This window comes from Thermogemmatispora tikiterensis (assembly GCF_003268475.1).
Lineage (GTDB): Bacteria > Chloroflexota > Ktedonobacteria > Ktedonobacterales > Ktedonobacteraceae > Thermogemmatispora > Thermogemmatispora tikiterensis.
On record NZ_MCIF01000002.1, the window covers coordinates 4,920,880 to 4,945,366 of the forward strand.

Consider the following 24,487-nt stretch of genomic DNA (forward strand, 5'->3'; position numbering starts at 1 on the left):
AAAGATCGGCGTTTGTGCCGAAACGGGCGTGCGAACGATCTCTGTTGCTCAGGGAAAGGGCACAACGGTATGACTCAGGAAAGCGATGACATTTATCTCCTGACCGAGGTGGCCAGCCTCTACTATGAAGAGAACTACACGCAGGAGCAGATAGCCAAAATGATCGGCATCTCGCGCTCCGGCGTTTCCCGCTTGCTGAGCCGCTCACGGGAGCTGGGTCTGGTTGACATTCATGTCCATCAGGTGCTGCGCACCTCCGCCGCCCTGCAAGAGGAGCTGATGGCGCGCTTTGGTCTGCAGGATGCGCAGGTGCTGGAGGCAGCGGAAGCGGAAGGAGTGGCGCTGGACCGCGTTGGGGCGCTGGCGGCGCGCTACGTTGACCGGCGCATCCAGGAATCGCACGCAGAGGGGAAGCGGCCCATTCGCACGGTCGGCATTTCATGGGGAACCTCAATGCTGGAGATGCTCAAAGCATTGCGTCCCCGGCGGCGCCTGCCGCTCAATGTCATCCAGCTCATGGGCAGCGTCGACACCTCCGCCCGGCCCGACATCGATGGACCGGAGATCGCCCGTCGCCTGGCGGATGCCTACGGTGGGCGCTGTTACTATCTGCATGCGCCCCTGCTGGTGGCCGATGCCACGGTGCGCGAGGGTCTGCTCAAGGAGCGCAGTCTGCGCCGCTCGTTCCAGATGATGGAGCAGATGGACATGGCGCTGGTGGGCATCGGTGGCGCACGCCCGGAGGCCTCTGGTCTCTTCCGCGCTGGCTACCTGGATGAGGAAGAGCTGCAGGTGATTCGCAGTCAGGGAGCCGTCGGCGATATCTGCGGCTGCTACTTTGATATTGAGGGCCGCCTCTGCGCCCAGGAGCTGCTTTGTCGTACAGTAACGGTCTCGTTTGAGACATTGCGCAAGGTCCCGCTGGTCATCGCCGTAGCGGCGGGCGCAGCCAAGAAAGAGGCCATGTTTGGAGCCTTGCGGACCGGCGTGGTCAAAGTGCTGATCACTGATGAACCGGGGGCGCGGGCCCTGCTGCAACTTGCCTCTAGCCAGGAGCTGGCTCACCTCCCCGGCTAAGCCAGGTGCCGGACTGCGGAGAAAAACCAGGGGACGGGGCCACGCCGTCGAGCGCGGCGGGTGGGTGCCAGACCCGCACCGTACTCGATCAGCCTGTCGTCCGTCCCCTCCTCCGTTCAGAGTACCGCTCTGTCTCCTCCTATGAAGAAGGGGGCAGAGCTTCCTCGGCAAAGTCGCGCTCGATCAGGTCGACCAGGGCCGCAACGGCCTGCTGCTCGTCTTCGCCTTCGGCGGTGATCTCCACCTCGGTATTCTTCCCCACGGCCAGCGTCAGAATCAAAACCAGGCTCTTGGCGTTGACGCTCTTGCCTTTGCTGCTGATGGTGATCTTGCTCTTGAACTGATTGGCCAGCCTGACGAATTGCGCTGCAGGGCGGGCGTGCAGGCCAACCTCATTGCGCACAATGGTTTTTGCTTGCTGCATGCACCTCTCTCCTTCAGTCGATGGTAGAGCACTCTGCTCCAGAGGACAGTGTACCATCTCCGCCGCTCTCTGTCGCCTCGCTGGGGCCAGCGCCGGAGCAACCAGCGAGCGGCCCATGCCGTGGGCACCGATGAGGGCCGTTCACCCCACCTGCTGGCGGATGAAGGCCCGGCACCGGTGCCCACTCCTGTTGCTGAACGGGGGGAGTGACCAGATGGTACCTCTGTTCCGTCCGCTCGCCAAGAGCGCCGCCGCGCCTTCGACAAAGACTCCTGGACCAGCCAGACCGCAGCTGCGCTTAGAGCAGTAGATAGGGATTTTCAAGTAGCTGCTTGCAGCGCTGCAGGAAGCGGCTACCCGTGGCCCCATCGAGGACGCGGTGGTCGGCGGAGAGCGAGACCTTCATCACGGGACGGATCTCCAGATGGGCCGTTGGCTCGGCTGGGCCGTCCTTGCGCTCTTCGACGACCACGCCGCGCCGCGTCACCTTGCCGACGGCGAGGATAGCGCTCTGGCCCGGGGGAATGATGGCGTGGAAGGTATCAATGCCGTACATGCCCAGGTTAGAGATGGTGAAGGTGGCTCCGCTAAGGTCGTCGGGCGAGAGCTTGCCGGCGCGCGCTCCCTCAACAAGACGGCGCAGATTGCGGGCCAGCTCAGGCAGGCTCTGGCGGTCGGCGTGGCGGAGGACGGGCGTCAGCAGTGACTGGCCGGTATCGACGGCCACGCCAATGTGAACCGCGCGCCAGCGGCGAATAACCTCCTTGCCTGGGCCGAGACTATCGTCGAGCGTGGCATTGACCTCGGGAGAGGCGCGCAGGGCGGCAGCCACGGCGCGGATGATGATGGCTGTTAGCGAAGGGACCTCGTCGCCCTGGGCCGAGAGGCTGGCGGCCAGGTGCTGGCGACAGCGCTCGGCCTCGCTCATATCGATCTCCAGGTCGAGATAGATATGGGGCATGGTAGTGACGCTGGCCAGCATGCGCTGCCCGATGAGGCGCCGCGCCGGCGAGAGAGGAATGACCTCGGCCTCCTCGCTCTCTGCCGAAGTGACCACAGGCGTGGGCGCTGCAGAAGCCTGTGGCCGGGTTGACGTTGCAGCCACGCTGGCCGTGGCCCCATCGACCAGGGTACTCTGGACCGCCTCCTGCTGCTGGCGGAGCGCCAGAGCTGTCTCGACGTCGGCGCGCGTCACCTTCTCGCCCCTCTTCTGCACGGCCAGGGCGGCCAGATCCAGCTGATGGTCGCGAGCCATCTTGCGCGCCAGAGGGGTGGCCCGCACGTCTGGGCGCTCTGCAGTCGCAGGCGCCGACTGACTCGCCATGAAGGCCAGGACATCGTCACGCGTCAGTGGAGGCTCAAAACCAGCCGCTACCACGGCACGCAAATCAATGGCGTGCAAGGCCGCCTCGCGTTTGGCCGCCGGCGTACTCGCAATGCGGGCGTCCTCCGAAGCGGCCTCTTGTCCGCTGGATGGAGCGGAGGCAGCCGTGGGAGGTGGAACTGCGACGGTTGTAGGGGTGGAAGAGGAAGAAGGAGAGCTCTCGCGCTGGGCGGCGGCCAGGGCCGAAGCAGCAGCCGAGGTGGCAGCGGCAGCAGCGGCAGCCGGATCGCGGCCCTCGGCCAGCAAGAGGGCCAGGGGGGCGCCTACCTCCAGGGTTTCCCCTTCGCCGGCCAGAATTTGCAGAAGCTGGCCCGTGCAGGGAGCTTCGACCTCCAGATTGACCTTATCGGTCATTACCTCGACCAACGGCTCCCCTTTCTCGAAGCGCGCACCCTCGCTGAGAAGCCAGCGCACTACCGTGCCTTCGGTCATCGTCATGCCCAGCTTGGGCATTGTCAGCGTACGTTGCTCGTGCTGCGTCTGCATCGCGCCGTCACCTCTGCCTTGTCTGATTACCTGGGATCGCCTGGCGGCTGGGCTGGACCAGCTCACAGCGGCCTCCGCTGCAGCAGGCGCCTGGCGGCCTGATAGATATCCTCTTCCTGGGGAGTGGCGCGCCGCTCCAGCGTACGGTTATAAGGAATCGGCGTCTCGGCCCCGCCCAGGCGCAGAATGGGAGCATCGAGATAATAGAAGGCCTCACTCGCGGCGATGCGGGCCGCGATCTCGCCGCCGAAACCGCCGGTCAGCACGGCCTCATGGACGATCAGAACGCGCCCGGTCTTGCGCGCCGACGCGATCAGGGTCTCCTCGTCCAGCGGGCGCAGCGTGCGCGGATCGACCACCTCGGCCTCGATGCCCTCCTCGGCCAGGCGCTCGGCCACGGCCAGAGCGCGCGGCACCATAATCGAGAGGGCGATGATCGTCAAATCCTTGCCGGGGCGTTTCACCTCGGCTTGCCCGATGGGGACTGTCCATTCGCCACGAGGCACGGGCCCTTTATAGCGATAGAGCAGCTTGTGTTCGAGGAAGATCACCGGATTGGGGTCGCGGATGGCCGAGAGCAGCAGCCCCTTGACGTCGGCGGGCGTCGAAGGCAGCACCACCTTGAGGCCGGGCACATGGGCAAACCAGGCTTCCAGGCTCTGCGAGTGCTGAGCTGCCGCGCCGGTGCCCGAGCCGAGCGGGGCGCGGAAGACCACCGGCACCTGTGCCTTGCCGCCGAACATAAAGCGCAATTTGGCACCCTGGTTGACGATCTGGTCCATGCCGATGGCCATGAAATCGCTGAACTGGAATTCGGCTACCGGGCGCATGCCGGTGAGGGCGGCCCCGATGGCACAGCCGGCCAGAGCCGCCTCCGAGATCGGCGTGTCGCGCACGCGCTCCTCACCAAACTCATCAATGAGGCCGTAGGTCACGCCGAAGGCCCCGCCGTAGATACCGATATCCTCGCCCATGAGGAAGACGCGCGGATCGCGGCGCATCTCCTCGCGCAGGGCCTCACGGATCGCCTCAGCATAGGTCATCTCCTGGACCTGGCTCTGGGCCGCTTCTGCTTGCTGGGGCGCGCCGGTGGCGACGGTTGTCGGGAGAGAAGAAGGACCGCTCATGCGTACACTCCTTCCAGGAGAGAGTCGGGATCGGGTTCGGGGCTGGCCAGGGCGAACTGATAGGCTTCCTCGATAGCCTGGTAGGCCGCGGCTTCCTCGCGCTCGATCTCTTCTTGAGTCATCAGGCTGTGCTCGCGCAGATAGGCAGTCAGCCGCTTGATGGGATCACGCTCCTGCCAGGCGCGGATCTCATCGCGCGTGCGGTAGCGGTTCTGATCGCTCTTGGAGTGGCCTTTGTAACGGTAGGTGACGGCCTCGATCAGGGTCGGCCCCTGGCCGGCGCGGGCACGGGCAGCGGCGTGCGCGACGGCTTCGTAGACGGCGAAGACATCGTTGCCATCGACGCGCTCGCCGGGGATGCCGTAGGCCACAGCGCGCTGAGCAATGGTCTCGCAGCGCATGGCCTTCCGCACGGACATCGACATGCCGTACTGGTTATTCTCGCAGAGGAAGATCACGGGCAGGTCCCAGATAGAGGCCAGGTTGATCGACTCGTGAAAGGTGCCTTCGTTGGCGGCGCCATCGCCAAAGAAGCAGAGACAGACGCGGTCAAGACCCTGCATCTTGATGCTGAGGCCGACGCCGGTCGCAATGGGAATGCCGCCACCGACCACGCCGTTGGCTCCAAGGTTACCGGAGGCCACGTCGGCGATGTGCATCGAACCGCCGCGCCCGCGGCAGTAACCGGTCTCCTTGCCAAGCAGCTCGGCCATCATCAGCTTGAGGTCTGCCCCTTTGCTGATGCAATGGCCGTGACCGCGGTGGGTGCTGGTGATATAGTCATCGGGCCGCAGGGCCTGTAAAGCCCCGGCGGCGGTGGCCTCTTCTCCGATGGAAAGATGGGTCGTGCCGTGGACCTCGCCGCGCATGAAGAGTTCGTCCACCTTCTCTTCGAAGGCGCGAATGCGGTACATGGTCTGCAGCAGGCTGCGCATCTGCTCGGGGGAGAGGGCGGGAACCGCTTCAGACATAGCTGGCGTCTCCTGCTGTGTTGCACAAATATTCAAAGATGCACACATATTCAATGTACCATGAGAGGGAGAGCCTGTCAATAGGCGGGGCAGGAGGCCGCGTGTTTCTCTCCAAACCGAGTTTTTATAGAGAGAGCATGACCAAGATGCTCTGGGAGAGCTTTCACTATGAGGCTATTTTCTCTGCTAAGGAAGCGCTGAGTGAAAGGCGGCATTGCCGGGAGACCGGGGTCCTGCTGGGAGAGGAGTGCTGGCCTGTCGCCAGCAGGACCGGTCTCTTGCTACCCCTCGTTCACGGCGATCTGCAGCATGCTTTGCAGGCAGGCACTGATCTCCTGGGGCGTCTGCAGGGAGATAAGGCGTGCGTAGAAACCGGGTTGCTGCAGAGCGCAGGTCACGGCCTGGAGGAAAGCCAGCTGTGTATCGCCCGAAGTCAGCACAGGGAAAATAGCCAGCTGGCAGAGATGCTGCCGTGTGGGGTCATCCATTGCCTGAAAAGGCAGGGCCTCGCTGAGCAGAGCCACGACCAGCGCTGGACGCAAGACGTGCTCGAAGTCGACGTGGGGCAGGGCCACGGCGAAATCGCCGAAGTCCAGTCCTGTTGGATACTGCCGCTCGCGCTCCTGGACGCCCTGCAGATAGCTCGGGCGCACCTGGCCGCGTCGCAGCAGCTCCTCATGCACACGGGCAAACAGCTCCTCCTTGCTCCTGACCGTCAGGCCCCACAAGACCAGCACTGGCATCGTGACCCCGTTGAGCGTCAGCTCTAGCTCGATCGGTTCCATTGCCTGAGCAATACTCTCTCCTCGCGTAGTCGATCGCTTCCTTTCTTCTCCTGTCTATCACCTGGTTAGCCGGGCGGCTTGGCCCACTGACCAGGCTCTCAACGCCGCGCGCGATTGGTGGCGCTGGCGGGTCGGAGGCGTCGCACTGGCGGGTGTGGCTGACGCGGCGCTGCCGACCGAGGCGCCAGGCGAGCCAGCAAACGGGCCAGGCCCTCTGTAGTAAAGCCCACTTCAGCGCGCAGGGCCTCGGGAGTGGCTCGCCGTATCCAGAGGCCGTGGTGTGTTGGCATAAAGCGCACGCGCGCCGCCGCCTCCTGCCAGCGCGGCTCTAAAGCCTGCAGGAGTTGCTGAGGCGTCTCCGGCTGAGCGGGATCGTAGGCCGGTAGCAGCTCCTGCACCCACCGCCGCAGCTGCTGGCGCAGGCGGATCACCCCCCGCAGGCCCCAGCAGACCACGCCCATCCAGACCAGTAAGAGCAGGCCGATCGGCAAAGAATGCGTCAAATAGGCGCTTTCCAGAGCGCGCCCCAGAGGTCCCATCAAATAGTCGACCAGCACGCCGATCATCGTTGGCTCCCTTCTGCTTACTCTCCATCCTTTGCCGCGCTGGTGGCGCAGCCAGGCTCAGCACAAGGCCAGGCGGGCGAAGCGCCCAGGCTAGGCTCGAACCCTGATGAACCGGAGCGGGCCGCCCGCTGGCCATTGATTTACCCTTGCTGTCCCGACAGCCTGGCGCTGTGCCTAGCCCTGGCCAGCGATCGCCTGGCCGCCAGCGCCCTCGGCCTCGCCCTCCATTGTCTCCGCAGCGGCCTCCTCGCGCACATAGAGAGCCTTATCATCGATGCCTGGCACATGCGAGCGGCAATAGAGAAAGTAGGCGATATAGCAGGCTACCGTAAAGGCCACCCACAGCGCCGACCAGGCCAGAAAGACCGGCCCGTAGGAACCGACCTCGTTCAGGGCGAAGAAGAAGACCAGGGCGAACGAGATCAAATGCGCGCCCGAGTCGAGGCTAGAGATCGAGATCGCCCCTTTGGGGATAGCAAAGTGAGCGCCTTTGGCCAACACCACCGTCATCGGGGCCAGGAAGGTGCCCACCGACAGAATGCCGGCCATAAAAATCGTGGCGATGATCACCCCGCGGATCACGTTGCCGCGCGACCAGGTCGTGGCCCAGATGACCAGGAAGGGCAGCACCGCCAGATCGGTGAAGGGCAGCACATGATTCAGGCCAAGGAAGCTGAGGACGATCGCCAGGATGAGCGTAATGGGCACCATCAGCAGCGCGACCGTCATATTGTTAGCAAAGCCGATCACAATAGCGGCGTCCAGGCCGATGTAGAGTTCCCGACCCGGGAAGCGCTGGCTGATAAACGTCTGCGCGCCCTCTGAGAGGGGAACCAGGCCCTCCATCAGAATGGCCACCATGCGCGGCAGGACCAGCATCACGGCGCCCAGCGTAATACCGGTCGTCAGGATCTTGGCGAAGGAGCCGCCGAAGTCGCTGCCCAGGCCCGGGAAATAGGCCAGGAGACCGATGAGCAGGCCCAGGACCAGGCCGATGATCATCGGCTCGCCGATGATGCCGAAGCGCTCCTGAATGGTGCCCGTATCGGCGTGCAGCTTATTGAGACCGGGAATGCGGTCCAGCAGCTTGTTGAGAACCCAGCCGACCGGGGACCAGTCGACGGTACTGCTGTGCGGCAACGAGATACCGGGCAGGCCGTAGTAGTCCTGAACGATGGGCGCTGAGAGATCGGCCAGCTTGAGGATGAATAGCTCGGTGAGCAGAGCCAGCGCCAGAGCGATGAAGAAATTCCCGGTGATAACGTAGACGAAGGCGGCGGTAAAGATGAAGTGCCAGTAGTTCCACATGTCGATGTCGAGCGTCTTGACGAAGCGCACGACGATCAACAGGAGGTTGAGCAGGATGCCCAGAATGAAAACCCAGGGAACGACGGAGACGGTGCCAAAGGAGATAGCGGCGGCCACCGGCCAGCCAACGTCGATCACGTCGAGATGAATGCCGAGATTGTTGACCATCGCCTGCGCCGCCGGCCCCAGGGTGTTGACGAGCAGGCCGATGACGAGGTTGATGGCGATGAAGCCAACGCCGATAGTAATAGCGGCCCGCAGCGAGCGCCCAAGCGGCATGCGAAAGATCATGCACAGAATGAAGATGATGATGGGCATCATAACGCTGGGGCCGAGATTCAAGATATAGTTGATAACGGTCATAACAGCGGACATGGCTGGTTCCTCCTACCCGTGTGAGGATCAAAAACCGACCTCTGCGTACATCTGTCCTCTCGCTCGCGATGTACGCCTGTTCGCTTACTTTGCGTTGATCGCCGGCTGTAGCTGCCGTTTTGCCTGCCTATCCTCTACGCACTTGCCAGGGGCCTTCCTTGTTGGAGCATCTTAGCTCAGCTGGCGCTGAGGGTCTTGAGATAGGCGGCAATCTCGTCGGCGAGCTGCTCGGCGCCCACGCCGCTGATGAGTGGCAGGCCATTAAAGACCTTGATGGGCACCTTAACGGCGACCTGGGTTGTCGAGACGATAGCGTGTGGTCGGAAGGTGGAGACTTTGCCGGCGACTTCGGCGGCTTTACACGAGGTGGTCGTAACACTGAGGCCGCGGCTCTTGAGCAGGCGCTTGAGTTTATCGGCGGCCAGGGTCGAGGTGGCGATCCCGGTACCGCAACTGACGAGGATGCGTAGATCGGACATGGGCGGAAAAACCTCCTGGCAACTGGTCACAGCTCTGTGTAGTGCCCCCTGGCTTGCTTGCCTACTACCACGTAGGAAAAGCGAGAGGGCGACGACTCTGCCTTGAATGGATCAGGCAAGAAGGCTGATGCCTCGTCTGGCCTTGCCCCGCGAAATCGCAAGGGGCCAGCTACTCCTCTTCTCTTTTTCTCCCCTCCTTTCAGGGGACGCATCTGTTGTTAATAAAATAGTCCATCGATCGATCTGTAAAGTTGCGCCCCTACTATAAACTGCTCCATTGCGGTTGTTTCTATGGTACCTGATGGTGACGACCGTTGTCAACCCTTGTGCATAAGTGGACAATTGTTCACTGTCGCTCTCCCGGGCAAGGAAATGCCGCTTGTGCGCGCTGGAGGGCTGAGTAGTGGCCAGGGTGAGGTGTTTCGCGGGGCAACGACTGGGCGGTTTTCCCTATGCCGCCCGCTTGACATTCGCCACAGGGCAAGGTATACTATGCACAAAATATCGAATGTGCACAAAGGTGAAACGGTGTTCGACCAGCGGAGTGCAGCGAGGCACGTTGTGGCCGTTGTCCTGGCGGCAGGTCAGGGCAGGCGCATGGGGCTGCCGATCAACAAGATTTTCCTGCCGATTCACGGCAAGCCGGTCATCATCTACACGCTGGAAGCCTTTGAGCGCTGTCCAGTGATTGACGAAGTCATGCTCGTTGCTGCCGCTGGCGAGGAGGAGCAGCTTGCCAAGCTGACGCAAGCGGCTCACTGTCAGAAAGTCAGGCGCATCGTCCAGGGTGGTCCGACGCGGCACGCCTCTGAGCAATGTGCGCTGGAGGCTCTGCGCCCGCGCATCGAAAGCGGCGAGATCGACCTGATTCTGATCCACGATGGAGCCCGTCCCTTTGTGCTCCCCGAGCGCATCCAGCAGCTTGTCGAGACGGCGCATGCCTGTGGTGGGGCCATTCTGGCCATGCCGCTGCAGGAGGAGGAGCTGATCGTCGAGGTTGACGAGCAGCAGGCTATCTGTCGCCGCTTCGCCGGTCAGCGGGCCTGGCGGGCCCAGACGCCCCAGGCTTTCCGCGCTGCCTGGTTGCTGGCGGCCTACGATCGGGCGCGCCAGGACCAGTTTGAGGGGACTGACACGGCGGCCTCTCTGGAGCGCCTTGGCTATCCGGTGGCCGTTGTCGAAAGCGATCAGAGTAATCTGAAGATCACCACTGCTTACGACCTGTTACAGGCCGAGCGGCTCTGTCGCCATCGCGGCCTCTAGGTGGGTCAAGTCTGGCGCTGCTGCCAGGGAAGGAGGGGGCGCCCTGCGGAAGGGGCTTCAGGTTCTGGTCTATTACCTATTTCTTGAGCGTTGAGTCGTCCATCTATCTGTTTACGTCGCTGAACTTCGCCTTGCTGGCAATGCGTGATGGAGGGCAGGCCCTGGCCGGGTGGGCTGGGCTGGGCTGGGCTGGCGAGAGCGCCTTGAGCGGCTGCTCCTGCCTGAGCTGTCCTGTTCCTCTCCATCGCTGATCGATCGTCGAGGAAAGAGGGGGCGTCGCTCGCTATGATAGCCTGCCAGACTGAACTGGACTGCCTCTACTGCGGTCGTCCGACGGTGCACACGGTCTTTTATGCCTCGCTCTATATTAAAAGGATCGTCTGCCATCGTTGCGCCCACGCCGTTGAAAAGCCAGCGGCTGTCTTACTCCGTCAATATTGCCGTGATCTCCCCTGGCGTGCTACCGCCCTCGCGCGTCGCCTAAAGCATGAGGCGCAGGCCGATCCACTGCTCTTCGTCTCCAGCTTGCCCCGGCGCGTGGTCAACAAACCGATCGAGCTTTCCCGCGAGCTGGCCGAGGTCTGTCTGTAGGAGCTAAGCTGATTGTGGCTCTCTCTGGCCATGTGCCTGCCGCGTTAGAGTATGACATCAGGAGGTTCGTATGATCGAGCAAGTTGCCCTCGTTGCCCTGGTGGCCTGGTGCTTGCAGCTGGCTCTGGCCTACTGGCAGGCGAGGCGCTTCTACCGCGAGGTGAGCCGCCTGCGTCGGCTGGGGCCTTGTGCCACTGCGATGGCTGGGGGGCGCTATCGTGGGCGCACCTACGTAGTGCTTGTTGCCCATCCCCAGCAGCGCACCATTCTCGCGGCCCGGCAGCTTCGTGGCTTCACCGTCTTTGCGCGGCTCCGTCCCCTGCCCCAGCTTGAGGGGTGGCATCTGGACGAGCTGCTCTCGCCCGAGAGGCTCAGCGCAGCTGGCCTGGCCCCGCGTCTGGCCGAGGCGATCGGAACTGCTGCCAACACGCTCCTGGAGGCGTTCGAACGCCGAAAGGCGGATGCAGCGGCTGAGGCTGACGGGGGCGTGGTCGCGCCGCGCCGGTCGCTGCAACCGTTGGTCTGAGAGGAGGGTTGTCGCTCACTCGCTCAATTGCCGACTTACTCGCTCGCTGGGAAAGCTGAGCGGTCCTCGCTGGGTGCTGCCTGGCTCTGGCTGCGGCCTGCTGTCCTGTGTGGTGACCTGAGAGGACAAAAGATCGTCACATTGTCCTTTTGTCTGGAGGTGATCTTGTGGAGATCGCAGCCCGTATTGCCGAGGGTTTCATCGGCATGTTCCAAAGAGGGGGGACCCAGTTCGTCGGTCTGGTCACGGGCATTATCCCCCTGCTGATCGTGCTGATGACCGCCGTCAATGCTCTGGTACGCCTCATTGGCCCCGAGCGTATCGACAAAGTGGCTATGATCAGTAGCCGCAACGTCTTGCTGCGCTATCTGGTCTTGCCCTTCCTGGCCGTCTTCTTCCTGACCAATCCGATGGCCTATACGATGGGGCGCTTCCTGCCGGAGAAGCAGAAGCCGGCCTTCTATGATGCGGCGGTATCCTTTGTCCATCCCATTCTTGGTCTCTTTCCCCATGCCAACCCAGGTGAGATCTTTGTCTGGGCCGGTATTGCCGCCGGCATTACGAAGCTCGGGCTGGGGCTGGGAGATCTGGCGATTCGCTATTTCCTGGTGGGCCTGCTGGTGATCTTTATTCGCGGGCTGGTGACTGAGCGCATCACGGCCATCATGTGGGCGCGGCGCTCGGCGCCGGAAGGCCAGGGTGAAGAAGCAACGTCGGCAACTGAGGCAGCTCCTGCCGTTGAGACCGGCGGAGCGGCTTTCGCTAGCGGAGAGGAGGCGTAGTCATGCAAGCTGTGGCGCGTGGTCTGGAGGCCATTGGGCGGGCCGTTGGCAATGTGGTCGGCATTCTCTATCAGGCTGGCCGCGACACCATTGACCAGGTGATTCGCAATATTCTGCCCTTCATGGCCTTCATCAGCATGATCATCGGCATCATTCTCTACACGGGGATTGGCAACATTATTGCTCATACCCTGTCGCCGCTGGCCTCGAATATTTTCGGGCTGTTGTTGATGTCGGTGATCTGTGCCATCCCGATTCTTTCGCCGTTGCTGGGTCCTGGGGCGGTGATCGCTCAGGTGGTGGGGACGCTGCTGGGTGTGGAGATCGGTCTGGGCCATATTCCGCCGCAGTATGCGCTGCCGGCGCTCTTTGCCATTAATCCCCAGGTCGGGTGCGACTTCATTCCGGTTGGGCTGGCTCTGGGAGAGGCCGAGCCGGAGACGACCGAGATTGGGGTGCCGGCAGTTCTGATGTCGCGCCTGATCACGGGTCCGCTGGCGGTCGTGATTGCCTATCTGGCCAGCTTTGGGATGTATGCCGGCCACTGAGGCTGGTTGAGCAAAAGAGAGCGGACGCGCGGCGGGTTGGGCTGCGGCTCGGGCCAGGTGGGGTGACGGCCACGGAGATCGTGGACCGGCTGATCTGTTCTGCCTGCTCTGCTGCTGGAGCTGGTTGGTTGACCTGACCTGAGATCTGGCCTGAGCCGAGCCTTGAGCTACTGAGTGAGGAGAGAAAGGAGTGTGCGACGATGCCTTATCGTGCTGTCAAGATTTCGCGAGGACGCGGTGGCTGGGGCGGGCCGCTGGTTGTCAAGCCCGAGCCGGGGAAGGACCTGATCTACTGTGTCACCGGCGGGGGTATTCATCCGGTGGCGCAGCGCATTGCCGAGCTGACCGGGGGGCGGGCCTTCGATGGCTTTCGTTCTTCGGCCCCTGAGAAGCAGATCGCCTGTGTGGTCATCGACTGCGGTGGAACGGCGCGCATCGGGGTCTATCCGATGAAGAAGATTCTGACCATCGATGTCAAGCCCAGCTCGCCCTCGGGGCCGCTGATGAAGTTCATCACGGAGCAGCTCTTTGTGTCGGGGGTGCGTCCCGAGGATGTGCAGCTGCTTGAGGAGTCGTGACGGTGGTAGGTGGTTTGCTGTGAAGAGGCTGGTGCGGCTTGGCCTTGCTCTGCGCTGGTGTTCGCCGCGGGCGGTGGTGAGGGTGGGGAAGGCCAGCGCAGGGGGGGGCACGGCTGGTTGACTGGCAGATAGTTGTCTAGAGCAGGCGGCCAGGTTGCCGGGTCGCTTGCTGCAGGAGGGAGGAGGAGAGACGGCGATGTCTCTGCTGCGTTTCAATCACTTTCCGGGGGCGGGAATGGCTGGCGCCGAGGGAGCGGGGGCTGCCGGTGAGGGGATAGAGGTCGAGGGGATGGAGGTCAGCGCTCGGGCGGGCACGCGGGTTCTGCTCAAGTACCGGGCCATGATTGAGGAGATTGGGCCGCAGGTGCCGGAGTTCCTGCCGCATGGCATCTTGATTTTCTTTGGTCCGCAGGCGCCGGCGGAGCTGCGCGAGGTCTCGCTCGTCCATACGGGGGCGACATTGCAGGGGGCGATCGAGGTCGGTGACTGGCTCTGCTTCCGCGAGCCGCCTGGCGAGGGGAGCGAGACGGGCCGGGTGCTCAGCTACCGGGTGACGGCGGTTGGCGAGGTGGCCAGTGCCAATCTGGCGGAGCTGGGTCATCTGGTGGTGCATTTCGATGGGGCGCTGGAGGCGGCTCTGCCAGGGACGATCTCGGTGGCGCCGGCGCTGCTTCATTTGCCCCCGGTGGGGACCATTCTGGAATTGCTCAGACTGGAGGATTGCCACGACCTATGAATCTGGTTGCGGAACTTGAGGCGCGTGAGCGCGAGGGGCGTCCGATCCGTGTGGGGCTGGTGGGGGTTGGTCAGATGGGGGCGGGTCTGATTGCCCAGGTCAGTCAGATGCAGGGCATGGAGGTAGTGGCGGCTGCCGATATTGAGACGGAGCGAGCTGTGGCTGCCTTCCGCGCCTGTGGCTATAGTGAGGAGGAGGTGCTGCTCTTGCCGCCGGGGGCCAGCAGCCGTGAGGCCGATGAGGCGGTGCGGGCTGGCAAGCGGGTGGTGACGGCGCGGGCGACGTTGGTCCCTGATATTGCCTCGTTGGATGCCGTGGTGGAGGCCACGGGCGTGCCTGCGGTGGGGGCGCTGGTGGCCTATCGGACGATTCTGGCGCGCCGTCACATCATCATGCTCAATGTGGAGACCGATGCTACGATCGGTTATTTGCTGAAGCGTATGGCCGATGCGGCAGGCGTGGTCTATACGACCTCGGCGGGCGATGAGCCGGGGGCGATCCTGGAGTTGTATGATTTTGCGCGCTCGCTCGGCTTTGAAATTGTAGCGGCTGGTAAGGGGAAAAATAATCCGCTGGACCGCAGTGCGACGCCGGAGCAGTTGGCTGAGCAGGCGCGGAGCCGGCATATGAGTCCGCATATGCTGACGTCGTTTGTCGATGGGACGAAGACGATGGTGGAGATGACGGCGGTGGCCAATGCGACGGGGTTGGTGCCGGATGTCAGTGGGATGCATGGGCCGCAGGCGACGCCGGAGACGCTGGCGCAGGTTTTTTGTCCGCGCGAGGATGGGGGTATTCTGGGACGGCGGGGAGTGGTTGATTATGCGCTGGGAAGTGTGGCGCCGGGGGTCTTTCTGGTGATTACGACTCAGCAGCCGAAGGTGATTGAGGATTTGCGCTATTTGCGCCTGGGGGAGGGACCATACTGGGCGCTCTATCGTCCATATCATCTGGCCAATCTGGAGACGCCGCGTTCGATTGCTCAGGCGGTGTTGTATCGACAGGCGACGCTGGCGCCGGCGGGGCCGCCTGTGGCGGAGACGACGGCGGTGGCGAAGCGCGATCTGCAGGAGGGTGAGGTGTTGGAGGGGTTGGGTGGAACGTCTCTCTATGGCAATATTGAGCGGGTCGAGGTGGCGCGGGCGCAGCGCCTGCTGCCATTGGGGCTGACAGCGCGGGCGCGGGTGCGCCGTCCGGTGGCGCGCGGTCAGACGCTGACCTACGATGATGTGGAGCTGGATGCCCATTCCTTTATAGTGCAGGCGCGGCGTATGCAGGATGCGCTGATTTACGATGGGGAGCCGCCGCTGTAGCTGAGACGAGAGGCCCGGTGTCAAGTCAAGGGGGATACGGTGGATGCACCTCTGATGCTGTTTGCCGTTGATGGCTGGACTGGACTGGATCGGACCGGACTGGCTGGGCGGGGACAGATGAGAGCGGATAGCCTGGCTCTCTGCTGTCCCCGCCTTCGTTGTGACTGGGGGGAGCGGAGTGGGGGACGATCAGGGGTGGTGTAGAAAGGCCCTTTTGAGGGGCTGATTCGAAACTCTCCGGGCACACCTCGGAAATGCGGTCAGAATCTGACCGCATTTCCCTGGGAGCGCACATCTTTTGCTCCTTTTGCTATTGAAAATATGCTTTTGCTTTCTCGAAACTCGCCCCTTGCGGCTTGCAAAAAACGAGTTTCGAGAAAGGTCGTGATGCGATAGATTTTGGGGGGTGGGGGCAGAAGAAAACGCGGCGCTGAGCTGCCAAAAACGGGGCCTCGATCGTTATAAGATATGTGAGAAGTATCCCCGACCCTGTTTCGCTGGCTGCGGTGGCAGAGGAGTCGATCCGCTAGAGGATACTGAAAGCGTGTAAAAGGGCGCCACGCGCACAAACGCGCGGAAAGTGGCAGAGGAGTCGATCCGCTAGAGGATACTGAAAGCCCTGTTCTCAGTTATGGTCATCGGAAGAATACGTCAGCGTGGCAGAGGAGTCGATCCGCTAGAGGATACTGAAAGGGTTGAGCTACAGCGTGGTAGAGGAGTCGATCCGCTAGAGGATACTGAAAGCATCTTTCAGACGGCTGAGCGCAAGAGGAAGCAGATCGCGCGTGGGAGCTTTCCGAGTCCGTCCGGCGGGCGTCCCTTGCGTATGCGCGTGAGTGGGGGGATCAGAGGCTGACCTGCCACAGCTTCACAATTCTGATTCCGGCCATGATGAGACGCTGACTATCCGGCGACCAGGCCAGGACCCGGATACCTTCGCTTTCGTGAGGGTAGCTGCGCAGCCGGTGCCCGCTCGGGGCCTCCCAGATCTGGAGGTTGTCCGCGCCGCCCGAGGCGATCCAGCGGCCATTGGGGGACCAGGCCACGCCCGGCACGCTATCGCGGTGGCCCTGGTAGATGAGAAGAGTGCTACCGTTGCTGGCATCCCAAACCTGGACGCTGTGATCGCTGCTGCCGGAGGCGATCTGGCTGCTATTGGGGGACCAGGCTACGGACAGGACGCCGCCGTGATGACCATTGTAGGTGAGCAGCGTCTCATGCAGGTCGGTGCTCCAGATAAAGGCGACGCCTCCCTCCTCTATCGGCCACTGGCCGGCGACAATGTGAGTGCCGTCGGGCGACCAGGCCAGGGCCTGGATGGCATCGATCGGCTGGACGGCCAGGGGAGTATTGTCTCCCTGCCCTGGCAGGAGCTGCGACCAGAGCCGCCTTCCTAACGGGACACTGCCGACGGCGGCTGTGACCACCGCTGTCCCGAGACCGAGGCGCAGGAGCCGGCGGCGTTTCAGGGTGGGAGACGGGGCCGTGGGGGCAACTACTCCTGTGACGGGCGCCGTTGTCTCGGGCTGACTCAGACCAGGCCGACGCAGGAACGAGGCGAGTTGGCGGCGCACCTCCTCTGCAGAGGCCGGACGCTCCTGGGGAGCGAGGGAGACGAGCGCGGCGATGAGTCGCACTAGCGCCTCGGGCACTGCTCTGGCCCCTAGGGACGCAGGACGGTAGCCAGACGGACCCCTTTGCTCTCTCCTATCTTTCGAGCAGAGTATGACCCTGCATGACTGATGATGAGTATAGCGCAGGGAGAGGGATCAAGCAAGCGATAAGGCTCGGCACGAGTATCTCGTACCGAGACTGGCCAGTCGATTGGTTGCTCGCTCAGGGCAGTGCTCTGGCTGGGGACTCTGGCCGTTGGGATGGTGAGGCAGGCGCTGCCTGCTCCAGCCAGAGGAGCAGATCGGGCGGGCACTCTTCCCAGGGGACATAGTCTAACACCGCCGAAGCTGGCACGTCGAGCGGCAGATCAAGGCGCTCATGGACCTGCCGCAGATGGGCGTAGATCGTATTGCGGCTCAGTCCCAGCTGCCTGGCCACCTGGGAGGGCGTCAGTCCGGCGCGCAGCAAGAGGAGCACCTGCCAGCGTCGTTGTCCGCGCAGCAGCGGAGGCGGACCGGGCTGACGGCGAAGGCTGAGGGCCGCTGGCGGGACGGGTGGGAGTGGAGGCAGCCCCTCGGGAGGGAGCAACTCGGCAGGACAGCGATCCCAGGGGATATGAGGGAGCAGGTTGCAGCGACGAGGCAGGCCCAGACGCTGGCGCAGGAGGGCGAGCTGGACGGTGATGGTGCCGGGAGAGAGGCCGAGCTGAGAGGCGATGGCCCGGCGCGAGTGGCCCAGGCGCAGCAAGAGGACGATCTGCCACTGGCGACGGGTGAGAGGGCGTCGGAGCCGCCGACTTGCTGATCCAGAGTGTGGTGAGGGAAAAGTCATGGCATGATCCTCCTTCTGACTGAAGCATCATATAGCCTGGCCTGCCGACAAGCAGCCAACCAGGGAGCTGGCGGGCCTCCTGCCGGTGGCCGGGCTAACGAGCGAGTGTAAGACTGGACGAATAGCTATCAGGATGAGCGAGCAGGCTATCTATGATCAAGGGAAAAAGGAGGGGGGCGGCAGGGACTGGGCGGTAGGGACCGGGGGAAGCGCAGGCGGGGGAGAGAGCGAGGTGAGGAGTGGACCAGACGAAGAGGATAGGAGGGCGCGGACAATGGCGAGCAGGTCGGCGATGGTGAAGGGTTTGGGGAGGAAGGCGGAGGCGCCGGCCAGGCGGGCCTTGAGGCGGTCGAGGGCGCCGTGACGGCAGCTCAGCATCAGAATGGGCAGATGGTTCAACTGGGGAAAGCGGGTCTGGTGGCGCAGCAGAGAGGCGAGCTGGAGGCCGGAGAGGTGGGGCAGGAGCCAGTCGAGGATGAGCAGATCGGGAGCGGCGGCCTTGGAGGCGAGGTGAGCGAGGGTGGAGAGGGCGCTGAGGCCGTCGCAGCAGGTCTGGACGTGGTAGCCGGCGCGACTGAGGGCTATGCGCAGGACGGTGCGGCAGACCGGCGAATCGTCAACGATAAGGATGGTAGGCGCTGCTGGGCATGTACTATGCATCATGACTCTCCTTTCTTCCCGAACCACGCTGTCAAACACAAGGGGTCGCTGACATGGAGGATAGCAGTTTGACGAGCCTCAGCCAGCTCTCTGGCTTCTCTCTTCCTCCCCGTTGCTCTTCTTTTTCTAATTTGATTATGATAATCAGATCCAGTGACAAATGTAGCAGGCATCAGGTCCGCTGCCAAGGGGCCGGGCTGCTGATTCTGGTTATCAGAGCCTTGCCTGTTTACGATATACTAAGCAAGGAGGAATCAGGCCGCGCTGCAGGTGCTGGGTGTGCGTGCCCTGAGCACCAGTGGCGTCATCGGCGCTCCTCAGCAGGCGCGCCAGGAACGCGGACGGGCAATCCTGGAGCGCACCATCGAGCAGCTGAGTCAGCAGCTTCAGCATCTTCTGAGCCTCATGGAGCAGCGAGCGTGAGAGGACCGACACCCGAGCAGTTGCTACGCAGTCAGCCGCCGCGACTGCGTGCGAGTAGCAAAACCGATCAGGCCTATCTCGACCTGCGAGAGCAGATACTCCGCGGTGCCTACCAGCCCGGTCAGCAGCTTGTGCCGCGTGCCATTGCCGAACGCTACCAGCTTAATAATACCAGCGTGCAGCTCATCCTGCTGCGCCTGGCCAGCGAGGGGCTGATCAAGATTGTGCCCATCAAAGAGCATCGCTGGCCCTACAATGCCGCCCAGGATGAGTATCATGTCGCTGCACTGGATAGGCGTACGCGCCTGCTATCGACCCGCCAGGGGGACTTTGTCAGCGACCTGCGACGCCAGGGGCAGCAGCTGCGTATCGAGGTCGAAGAGATCAGAGTGGTCTACGCCGATGAGGAAGTCGCCAGATTGCTGGCCCTCTCCCCGGGCGAGAAGGCGATCATCTACCGCCAGCGGCAATGGCTCGATGCCGAGACGCTCATGGCCCTGCGTGAGACCTATCTACCGTTCTGGATGGCCGAGCTGTTGCCTGAGCTGGAGGCCCCGGACTGTGACCTCTACCTGCTGATGCGGCGCCTGGGCAAGCAGCCCTCCTGGTGCAAAGAAGCGGTGGATGTTGTGCACGCCAGCAGTCTGGAACGGGTCATCTTTGGTCTCTCGCCAAATGACCCCTGTCCTCTGCTCAAACTGACGCGGCGCGTCTTTGACCGTTCCGGCGAGCCGCTGAGCGTCGATTTTCTGACCAACCGCGCTGATCTCTATCGCCTGCAGTATTCGTTTCCTCTCTCCCCTGAAGACATTCCCGAACCTTTCCGGGAACAGGAACGTTAGCCGAGCGGGGCTCAGGGAAGAGACTGGGAAGGCTCACAGACCTGGAGTCCTCGGGCGGTCGTCACCCTGGCCCCATTGTTGGTCTAGGCGCTGATCTCGTGTTCGTCTTTGCGCCGCTATCTCCTCCTTCTGGTATCCGCTGTTAGCCAATCTTCATCATGGCCTTACGATCTTCAGTCGGTACTTATCCTGTCCCCTAGCTTATATCAGACGAGTACCAGGCAACACGAACCTGTTGGTTCGTCTCTCCTGCTCAGGCGCCCATGTAGTATGATGGTTCCTGAAAGGAGGAAGCCGGTCTGGCTATTGGGCCTCGACGAATATGATCCCACTACCCAGGTCCGGGGCCCTCAGTGGGCCGCACCTGCTCGCCTTTTTGGAGCAGCTCATCTTTTATTGTGGAATAGCTTCGGTCACTCTTGTGCATGGATTGATTTTCCTTTACACTCAATATATGCTCAATAGCACAAGGATCACTTGTGATTGCTCCTTGCTAGCCTCTGTTCCCCCTGGTCGCGGGGCTCACGTCTGAAGATAGTGTAGCTGGGAAAAATGGGAAAGCAATCATCTTCTTGAAATAGCAGAAACATCGACTCATCTTAGACTGACGAAGATCGGGAGGATTGGCCATGATGAAGGGAAGCGTGCAGCAGGCACGTGATTTGGGGCTGTTTGTTGCAAGCCTGCGTGCTCGGATCGGTCTTTCTCTGGAGACGTTAGCCAGCTTAGTAGGCAGCAGCAAGAGTACACTCTGCCGTTTGGAGAATGGCCAGATGCCTCTTCCTGCGCGTGGCAAAAACCGTATGCTTCTCATTGCGCTGGCGCTTGTGCTCTGTAGTGCTGCCAGCGAGCGGGATCGCGTACTCTCGCTGGCTTCGATTGACCCTGGCTTGCTTGGCTTTGAAGATCTGATCAAACTGGGTCTCTGGCCACCAGCATCGTCTAATACTAAGAGCGCTCACCTGCTGTCCTGGGAGGATCTGGAGCAGAGCAGGGAGGAGGTGGAGCGAGTATTGAGACAACTGGAGGCATGGATGCGTGAGCCAGCAGTCCAGCAGGCAGAGCAGGCGAGCCTGCAGCTGCGTCGAAAGGCCGCTCGCTATCGCGCGCTGCTTGAAGAGCTGGAACAGCAACTGACCCGGAGCCAGCCAGATCAGGGCCTGAATATGCAAACTGGCAGGCTTCCCCTTCATGAGCAATCAAAGATCTTATCGGCCCCTGGTCTCTTTGCCCTGGCCTCGGAGAAAGCCCGCTGGCTAATGGAGCAGGCAGGCGTCGAACGATTTGCTGTTGACGATTGTATTGTCCTCAGCGCAAGTGAAGGCTTCAAAGGATGGGAAAGGAGACAAATACAAATTACGACGCTAGCGAAGCCGTGGCCCCTTCCCGATGATCTGGCTGCTATCCTGACCAAGCAACAGACGGTACTAGATGAGCATGCTCTCAATGCCCCTCACTATCAGCTGGTCGCGATGACGCCCGCCTGGAGTGACCTTGATTGCTTAAAGCTTGTCCTGGCCCCGCTCCGTTTCAACGACTATGCGGCATTGCTTCCGGTCCTTGATGAACCACTGCTATCCTCTCATGATGGTCGCTCGCTTAGTATTCGTGAAAAGTACGGCAGCGCTGCTTTGTACGCTCGCTTTTCCTACGGCAACGCGGCCTTGATTCCGGCGCCGGTGAGCATTCAATGTCTACTTCAAACGCAAGATGAGCGTCTGGTGCTGGTACAGCGTTCAGCGGCTGTGGCCTTCTACCCGCGGTGCTGGTCGGCTTCGTTCGAGGAGACGATGAATGCGCCGGGGCAAGTCGCCGGGCACTTTCAGTCTGGCGATGCGCATTTCTTTGACGCCGCTTATCGCGGCCTGGAAGAGGAGTTTGGCCTGCCCGCTGAGGCCGTTGAGGAGATGAAAGCACTGTCATTGAATGTGGAATATCCAACGCTCTCGGTTGACGTCTTTATATTGATCAAGCTAGCGTTGCCCTTTGCTGCTGTCAAGGAGCGCTGGCTCATCAGCGCGCGCGATCGTGATGAGGCGCTGCAGGTCACCAGCATCTCCTGTGAGCTTGCTGAGGTAGTGGCCGCGCTCTTCGAGCCTCGCCTGTGGCATCCGACGTCACGCATGCGTCTGCTCCAATGGCTCATTGGGCGCTATGGGCTGGATGCTGTGGCGGCGGCAATTGGGGGAAGGGGGCGCGTGTCAGGCTTGTCTCGGGAGGCTGAGCTTGCAGAGACGTATAGCCCGACTCTTGATGAGCAGGAGGTGAGGCCGATCGTTGGAGCGGCCTATGGGGGAGAAGGGACGTCGCAGTTGGACAATGTGGCCTCACTTGCAGATCTGGAGGCGCCGGAGGCCACGCAGTTGATGCAAGAGGCCGGGATTGACAGCCTGGCGGTGGATGGGCTGATCGTGCTCACCAGCAGTCCGGCCTTTCGTGGCTGGCTGCCTGCCGATATTCTGACGCGGAGGCTCGCAGGGCCGCTGCCGGTTCCCGAGGAGGTCGAGCAATGTCGACAGCGCTATTTGCCTCGTGTGGCCGCTCATTTCACCAATTCATCTCATTATCGTCTGGTGACTTATACACCGGCCTTCAGTGATCGCCAGGGACTGGAGGTGACGCTAGCACCCATCGGCTTCCATGACTATTATCCGCTGGCGTGCGCTCTGGATGAGCCATTATTGGAGGGACCAACCGGCCCGTGTAGCCTGCGCCAGAAGTATGGCGTGACCGCTTTCCACTATCTGCCAGCGACGCATCCGGCGCTGCCTATGCCGGTCAGCGTTCAGGGGGTGATAGTGACCAGTGATCAGCGGGTGATACTCATGCAGCGCTCGGCGGCGGTAGCGTTCTATCCTGGATGCTGGTCGGTCTCGTTTGAAGAGACGATGAATGCGCCGGGCCTGGACCCACGGGGACGTGAGCGCTCGGGTGATAGCGATTTCTTCGCCTGTGCGTGTCGTGGGATCAGGGAGGAGTTCGGACTAGGCCCAGAGGCAATTGAGGAGATCAGGATTCTTTCGTTGAATCTTGAGTACTGGCTGCTGGCGGTTGCTGTGGTGGTAGTGATTCGCTTGCGTGTTCCGGCGGATGAGGTGCGTATGCGCTGGCTCTTGCAAGCGGCTGATCGTGATGAGGCTGCGCGATTGAGTGCGTTGCCACTGACGCTGAGGACTGCTGTTCAGGAGTTGAGGGGTAAGAGACGCTGGCATCCGACGTCACGCATGCGTCTGCTCCAGGTGCTTTTTCATCTCTACGGTGTTGATATGGTACAAGAGGCGCTGGCTCATTAGACTGGTATCCACTGTTAGCCAATCTTCATCATGGCCTTACGATCTTCAGTCGGTACTTATCCTGTCCCCTAGCTTATATCAGACGAGTACCAGGCAACACGAACCTGTTGATTCGTTTCTCCTGCTCAGGCGCCCATGTAGTATGATGGTTCCTGAAAGGAGGAAGCCGATGGATCATCCTGGTCGTCTGATCAAAACCTATCGTGAGCGCTGTGGCCTGACGCAGGCGGAGCTAGCTGCGCAGTGGCATGGGCCAGGCTGTGGCGTCTCGGTGCGCTACGTACAGGAAGTCGAGGCCGGTCAGCGCCGCCTGCGCGATCCCCAGGTCCTGCGTCGCCTTAGCGCTTTGCTGGGCATTCCTCTCTGGCTATTTGGCCTGGACGAATATGATCCCGATACCGGGGCCCTCAGCGGGCCGCACCTGCTCGCCCTTTTGGAGCCGCTCATCCGCCATGCCTGGCAGGTGCGATGCTCGGCCCCTTTGCCAGTCATTGAGCAGGCTGTGGCCCTGCCGAGGATGCTCATCGAGCGCTATCGTGCTCTGGGTGAGCCGCGCTTTCTGCGTCTGGCGGCCCAGGTCGAGCGGCTGGAGGCCGTGCTGGCGGTCGAGCAGAAGCGCTATCCGCAGGCCCTGGCCCATTTCCAGCGGATGTACGCGACGGCCCAGCAGCTCGGTGAGCCGGATACGCTGGCCATTGCTCTGATGGGGATCGGGACCGAACTGGAGCGAGCAAATCGGCTCCCGGAAGCAGTGGAGGCCCTGGAGGCGGCCAGCCGACTGGCCACGCGCGCGAGCCGGGCTGTTGAACGCCTGGTGAGCGCCTATCTGGCGCGGGCCTATGCCAGCGTTCATGACGAGCGGCATTTCGGGCGCGCGATCGAGCGGGCGCTGTGCCTGGCCAGTTCGGCCTATGGCGCTGAGCAGGGAGAAGCCTTTGTCTTTCAGCCGCTCAGCGGGGTGCTGGCGGAGCAGAGCTATGGGCTGCTCGACCTGCAGCAGCCGCGGCAGGCGCTGGCGCTTAAACCGCGCCTGTTGCAGCAGATTGCGGCTGAGCGCAATAGCTGGCTGCGGGCCTGGATTCCGCTCGACTGGGCCCGGGCCTGGCTGTTGTTGGGCGAAGTTGAGGCCAGTGTCCAGGAGCTGCGCGACTTTCTGCAGCACAGTCTGGCATTGGGATCACCGCACATGATTAGCCGGGCTTTTCGACACAAGCGCCTGCTGGAACGCTACGAGACAGCCAGTGTGCGCTTGCTCTCGGAAGAGCTGGAGAAATTGGCTTGCAGCCTGCCAGCCGAGAGCGTGGCCGAAGATCACTATGGCTTGGCCAGCGACGATCGGCACTAGGCCGACTTCTCATCGCCAATGGACACGACGCGCACCTGCTTCAGGGCCATGCGCAGTCAGGATCAGAGTTTCATCCCTCCCTTCTGCAAAGGAGGTGTTGGTACCTCTATTGCTTGTGTAATATTGCGATCATTAGAGAAATGATCTATAATTTAACTAT

At 62.1% G+C, this 24,487-nt stretch carries 23 protein-coding genes and 1 pseudogene; 13 read left to right on the forward strand and 11 right to left on the reverse strand.

The window, feature by feature from the left end:
• Positions 1 to 69: 69 nt before the first annotated feature.
• Positions 70 to 1,077 (forward strand): sugar-binding transcriptional regulator, encoded by a 1,008-nt coding sequence (locus A4R35_RS19710; protein WP_112432418.1) that lies wholly within the window; start codon positions 70 to 72, stop codon positions 1,075 to 1,077.
• 139 nt (positions 1,078 to 1,216) lie between these two features.
• On the opposite strand, the gene A4R35_RS19715 is transcribed toward A4R35_RS19710, so the two are convergent.
• From A4R35_RS19715 to A4R35_RS19750, 8 genes are all read right to left on the reverse strand, one after another.
• Positions 1,217 to 1,501, reverse strand: coding sequence for an HPr family phosphocarrier protein (locus A4R35_RS19715; RefSeq protein WP_052890245.1), 285 nt, complete (start codon positions 1,499 to 1,501; stop codon positions 1,217 to 1,219).
• Positions 1,502 to 1,799: 298 nt separating this feature from the next.
• Entirely contained in the window at positions 1,800 to 3,371 is a 1,572-nt protein-coding gene (locus tag A4R35_RS19720) for a dihydrolipoamide acetyltransferase family protein (protein ID WP_112432421.1), read from the reverse strand.
• Positions 3,372 to 3,433: 62 nt separating this feature from the next.
• A complete protein-coding gene (locus A4R35_RS19725; RefSeq protein WP_223258513.1) occupies positions 3,434 to 4,414 on the reverse strand; it encodes an alpha-ketoacid dehydrogenase subunit beta in 981 nt (326 codons plus the stop codon).
• A gap of 80 nt (positions 4,415 to 4,494) precedes the next feature.
• Entirely contained in the window at positions 4,495 to 5,469 is a 975-nt protein-coding gene (locus A4R35_RS19730; RefSeq protein WP_112432425.1) for a thiamine pyrophosphate-dependent dehydrogenase E1 component subunit alpha, read from the reverse strand.
• Between the two features lie 281 nt (positions 5,470 to 5,750).
• Positions 5,751 to 6,254, reverse strand: a complete 504-nt coding sequence (locus A4R35_RS19735) for a PTS sugar transporter subunit IIA (protein ID WP_112432427.1) — start codon at positions 6,252 to 6,254, stop codon at positions 5,751 to 5,753.
• A 98-nt stretch (positions 6,255 to 6,352) separates the two neighbouring features.
• On the reverse strand, positions 6,353 to 6,820 hold the full coding sequence (locus tag A4R35_RS19740) for a hypothetical protein (protein ID WP_112432429.1): 468 nt from the start codon (positions 6,818 to 6,820) through the stop codon (positions 6,353 to 6,355).
• Positions 6,821 to 6,994: 174 nt separating this feature from the next.
• Positions 6,995 to 8,503: a PTS galactitol transporter subunit IIC gene (locus A4R35_RS19745; RefSeq protein WP_223258420.1), complete on the reverse strand. Its 1,509-nt coding sequence runs from the start codon at positions 8,501 to 8,503 to the stop codon at positions 6,995 to 6,997.
• Positions 8,504 to 8,679: 176 nt separating this feature from the next.
• A complete protein-coding gene (locus A4R35_RS19750; protein WP_112432431.1) occupies positions 8,680 to 8,982 on the reverse strand; it encodes a PTS sugar transporter subunit IIB in 303 nt (100 codons plus the stop codon).
• 492 nt (positions 8,983 to 9,474) lie between these two features.
• Here A4R35_RS19750 and ispD point away from each other — a divergent pair, with 492 nt between their 5' ends.
• The 8 genes and pseudogenes from ispD (at position 9,475) to A4R35_RS19790 (ending at position 15,319) form a co-directional block, all read left to right on the forward strand.
• The gene (ispD, locus tag A4R35_RS19755; RefSeq protein ID WP_189362073.1) at positions 9,475 to 10,245 is read left to right on the forward strand and encodes a 2-C-methyl-D-erythritol 4-phosphate cytidylyltransferase; all 771 of its coding nucleotides are present in this window, start codon (positions 9,475 to 9,477) and stop codon (positions 10,243 to 10,245) included.
• Between the two features lie 285 nt (positions 10,246 to 10,530).
• Entirely contained in the window at positions 10,531 to 10,836 is a 306-nt protein-coding gene (locus A4R35_RS19760; RefSeq protein WP_052890237.1) for a hypothetical protein, read from the forward strand.
• A 70-nt stretch (positions 10,837 to 10,906) separates the two neighbouring features.
• Complete coding sequence (locus tag A4R35_RS19765) at positions 10,907 to 11,362, forward strand: transcriptional regulator GutM (protein WP_112432435.1); 456 nt, start codon at positions 10,907 to 10,909, stop codon at positions 11,360 to 11,362.
• A gap of 167 nt (positions 11,363 to 11,529) precedes the next feature.
• Positions 11,530 to 12,144: a PTS glucitol/sorbitol transporter subunit IIC gene (gene srlA, locus A4R35_RS19770; RefSeq protein WP_112432437.1), complete on the forward strand. Its 615-nt coding sequence runs from the start codon at positions 11,530 to 11,532 to the stop codon at positions 12,142 to 12,144.
• Between the two features lie 23 nt (positions 12,145 to 12,167).
• Positions 12,168 to 12,692 (forward strand): annotated as a pseudogene (locus A4R35_RS19775) (PTS glucitol/sorbitol transporter subunit IIB); the annotation flags it as partial.
• 200 nt (positions 12,693 to 12,892) lie between these two features.
• Positions 12,893 to 13,270, forward strand: coding sequence for a PTS sorbitol transporter (locus tag A4R35_RS19780; RefSeq protein ID WP_112432441.1), 378 nt, complete (start codon positions 12,893 to 12,895; stop codon positions 13,268 to 13,270).
• A gap of 196 nt (positions 13,271 to 13,466) precedes the next feature.
• Positions 13,467 to 14,006 carry a PTS glucitol/sorbitol transporter subunit IIA gene (locus A4R35_RS19785; protein WP_112432443.1) on the forward strand — a complete coding sequence of 180 codons (540 nt, stop codon included), beginning with the start codon at positions 13,467 to 13,469 and terminating at the stop codon, positions 14,004 to 14,006.
• Positions 14,003 to 15,319, forward strand: a complete 1,317-nt coding sequence (locus A4R35_RS19790; RefSeq protein ID WP_112432445.1) for an NAD(P)H-dependent oxidoreductase — start codon at positions 14,003 to 14,005, stop codon at positions 15,317 to 15,319. Before A4R35_RS19785 ends, A4R35_RS19790 begins: the two co-directional genes overlap by 4 nt.
• A gap of 845 nt (positions 15,320 to 16,164) precedes the next feature.
• Here the strand turns inward: A4R35_RS19790 and A4R35_RS19795 are convergent.
• From A4R35_RS19795 to A4R35_RS19805, 3 genes are all read right to left on the reverse strand, one after another.
• Complete coding sequence (locus A4R35_RS19795) at positions 16,165 to 16,971, reverse strand: eIF2A-related protein (RefSeq protein WP_189362075.1); 807 nt, start codon at positions 16,969 to 16,971, stop codon at positions 16,165 to 16,167.
• Positions 16,972 to 17,155: 184 nt separating this feature from the next.
• A complete protein-coding gene (locus tag A4R35_RS19800; protein WP_112432449.1) occupies positions 17,156 to 17,764 on the reverse strand; it encodes a helix-turn-helix transcriptional regulator in 609 nt (202 codons plus the stop codon).
• A 156-nt stretch (positions 17,765 to 17,920) separates the two neighbouring features.
• Positions 17,921 to 18,427, reverse strand: a complete 507-nt coding sequence (locus A4R35_RS19805; protein ID WP_112432451.1) for a response regulator transcription factor — start codon at positions 18,425 to 18,427, stop codon at positions 17,921 to 17,923.
• 276 nt (positions 18,428 to 18,703) lie between these two features.
• Between A4R35_RS19805 and A4R35_RS24405 the strand changes: the two genes are divergently transcribed.
• From A4R35_RS24405 to A4R35_RS19820, 4 genes are all read left to right on the forward strand, one after another.
• Positions 18,704 to 18,847: a hypothetical protein gene (locus A4R35_RS24405; protein ID WP_189362077.1), complete on the forward strand. Its 144-nt coding sequence runs from the start codon at positions 18,704 to 18,706 to the stop codon at positions 18,845 to 18,847.
• Positions 18,844 to 19,689 (forward strand): GntR family transcriptional regulator, encoded by an 846-nt coding sequence (locus tag A4R35_RS19810; RefSeq protein ID WP_189362079.1) that lies wholly within the window; start codon positions 18,844 to 18,846, stop codon positions 19,687 to 19,689. The genes A4R35_RS24405 and A4R35_RS19810 overlap by 4 nt, the downstream gene beginning before the upstream one ends.
• Before the next feature lie 629 nt (positions 19,690 to 20,318).
• On the forward strand, positions 20,319 to 22,982 hold the full coding sequence (locus A4R35_RS19815; protein WP_112432455.1) for an NUDIX domain-containing protein: 2,664 nt from the start codon (positions 20,319 to 20,321) through the stop codon (positions 22,980 to 22,982).
• A 169-nt stretch (positions 22,983 to 23,151) separates the two neighbouring features.
• Positions 23,152 to 24,327 carry a tetratricopeptide repeat protein gene (locus A4R35_RS19820; RefSeq protein ID WP_189362080.1) on the forward strand — a complete coding sequence of 392 codons (1,176 nt, stop codon included), beginning with the start codon at positions 23,152 to 23,154 and terminating at the stop codon, positions 24,325 to 24,327.
• Positions 24,328 to 24,487 lie beyond the last annotated feature (160 nt).

Excerpts from the sequence above, each read along its gene's own strand:
- A4R35_RS19710 (WP_112432418.1), top strand. The coding sequence starts at position 70 with ATGACTCAGGAAAGCGATGACATTTATCTCCTGACCGAGGTGGCCAGC.
- A4R35_RS19715 (WP_052890245.1), bottom strand. The coding sequence starts at position 1,501 with ATGCAGCAAGCAAAAACCATTGTGCGCAATGAGGTTGGCCTGCACGCC.
- A4R35_RS19720 (WP_112432421.1), bottom strand. The coding sequence starts at position 3,371 with ATGCAGACGCAGCACGAGCAACGTACGCTGACAATGCCCAAGCTGGGC.
- A4R35_RS19725 (WP_223258513.1), bottom strand. The coding sequence starts at position 4,414 with ATGACCTATGCTGAGGCGATCCGTGAGGCCCTGCGCGAGGAGATGCGC.
- A4R35_RS19730 (WP_112432425.1), bottom strand. The coding sequence starts at position 5,469 with ATGTCTGAAGCGGTTCCCGCCCTCTCCCCCGAGCAGATGCGCAGCCTG.
- A4R35_RS19735 (WP_112432427.1), bottom strand. The coding sequence starts at position 6,254 with ATGGAACCGATCGAGCTAGAGCTGACGCTCAACGGGGTCACGATGCCA.
- A4R35_RS19740 (WP_112432429.1), bottom strand. The coding sequence starts at position 6,820 with ATGATCGGCGTGCTGGTCGACTATTTGATGGGACCTCTGGGGCGCGCT.
- A4R35_RS19745 (WP_223258420.1), bottom strand. The coding sequence starts at position 8,503 with ATGTCCGCTGTTATGACCGTTATCAACTATATCTTGAATCTCGGCCCC.
- A4R35_RS19750 (WP_112432431.1), bottom strand. The coding sequence starts at position 8,982 with ATGTCCGATCTACGCATCCTCGTCAGTTGCGGTACCGGGATCGCCACC.
- ispD (WP_189362073.1), top strand. The coding sequence starts at position 9,475 with ATGCACAAAATATCGAATGTGCACAAAGGTGAAACGGTGTTCGACCAG.
- A4R35_RS19760 (WP_052890237.1), top strand. The coding sequence starts at position 10,531 with ATGATAGCCTGCCAGACTGAACTGGACTGCCTCTACTGCGGTCGTCCG.
- A4R35_RS19765 (WP_112432435.1), top strand. The coding sequence starts at position 10,907 with ATGATCGAGCAAGTTGCCCTCGTTGCCCTGGTGGCCTGGTGCTTGCAG.
- A4R35_RS19780 (WP_112432441.1), top strand. The coding sequence starts at position 12,893 with ATGCCTTATCGTGCTGTCAAGATTTCGCGAGGACGCGGTGGCTGGGGC.
- A4R35_RS19785 (WP_112432443.1), top strand. The coding sequence starts at position 13,467 with ATGTCTCTGCTGCGTTTCAATCACTTTCCGGGGGCGGGAATGGCTGGC.
- A4R35_RS19790 (WP_112432445.1), top strand. The coding sequence starts at position 14,003 with ATGAATCTGGTTGCGGAACTTGAGGCGCGTGAGCGCGAGGGGCGTCCG.
- A4R35_RS19800 (WP_112432449.1), bottom strand. The coding sequence starts at position 17,764 with ATGACTTTTCCCTCACCACACTCTGGATCAGCAAGTCGGCGGCTCCGA.
- A4R35_RS19805 (WP_112432451.1), bottom strand. The coding sequence starts at position 18,427 with ATGATGCATAGTACATGCCCAGCAGCGCCTACCATCCTTATCGTTGAC.
- A4R35_RS19815 (WP_112432455.1), top strand. The coding sequence starts at position 20,319 with ATGATGAAGGGAAGCGTGCAGCAGGCACGTGATTTGGGGCTGTTTGTT.
- A4R35_RS19820 (WP_189362080.1), top strand. The coding sequence starts at position 23,152 with ATGGATCATCCTGGTCGTCTGATCAAAACCTATCGTGAGCGCTGTGGC.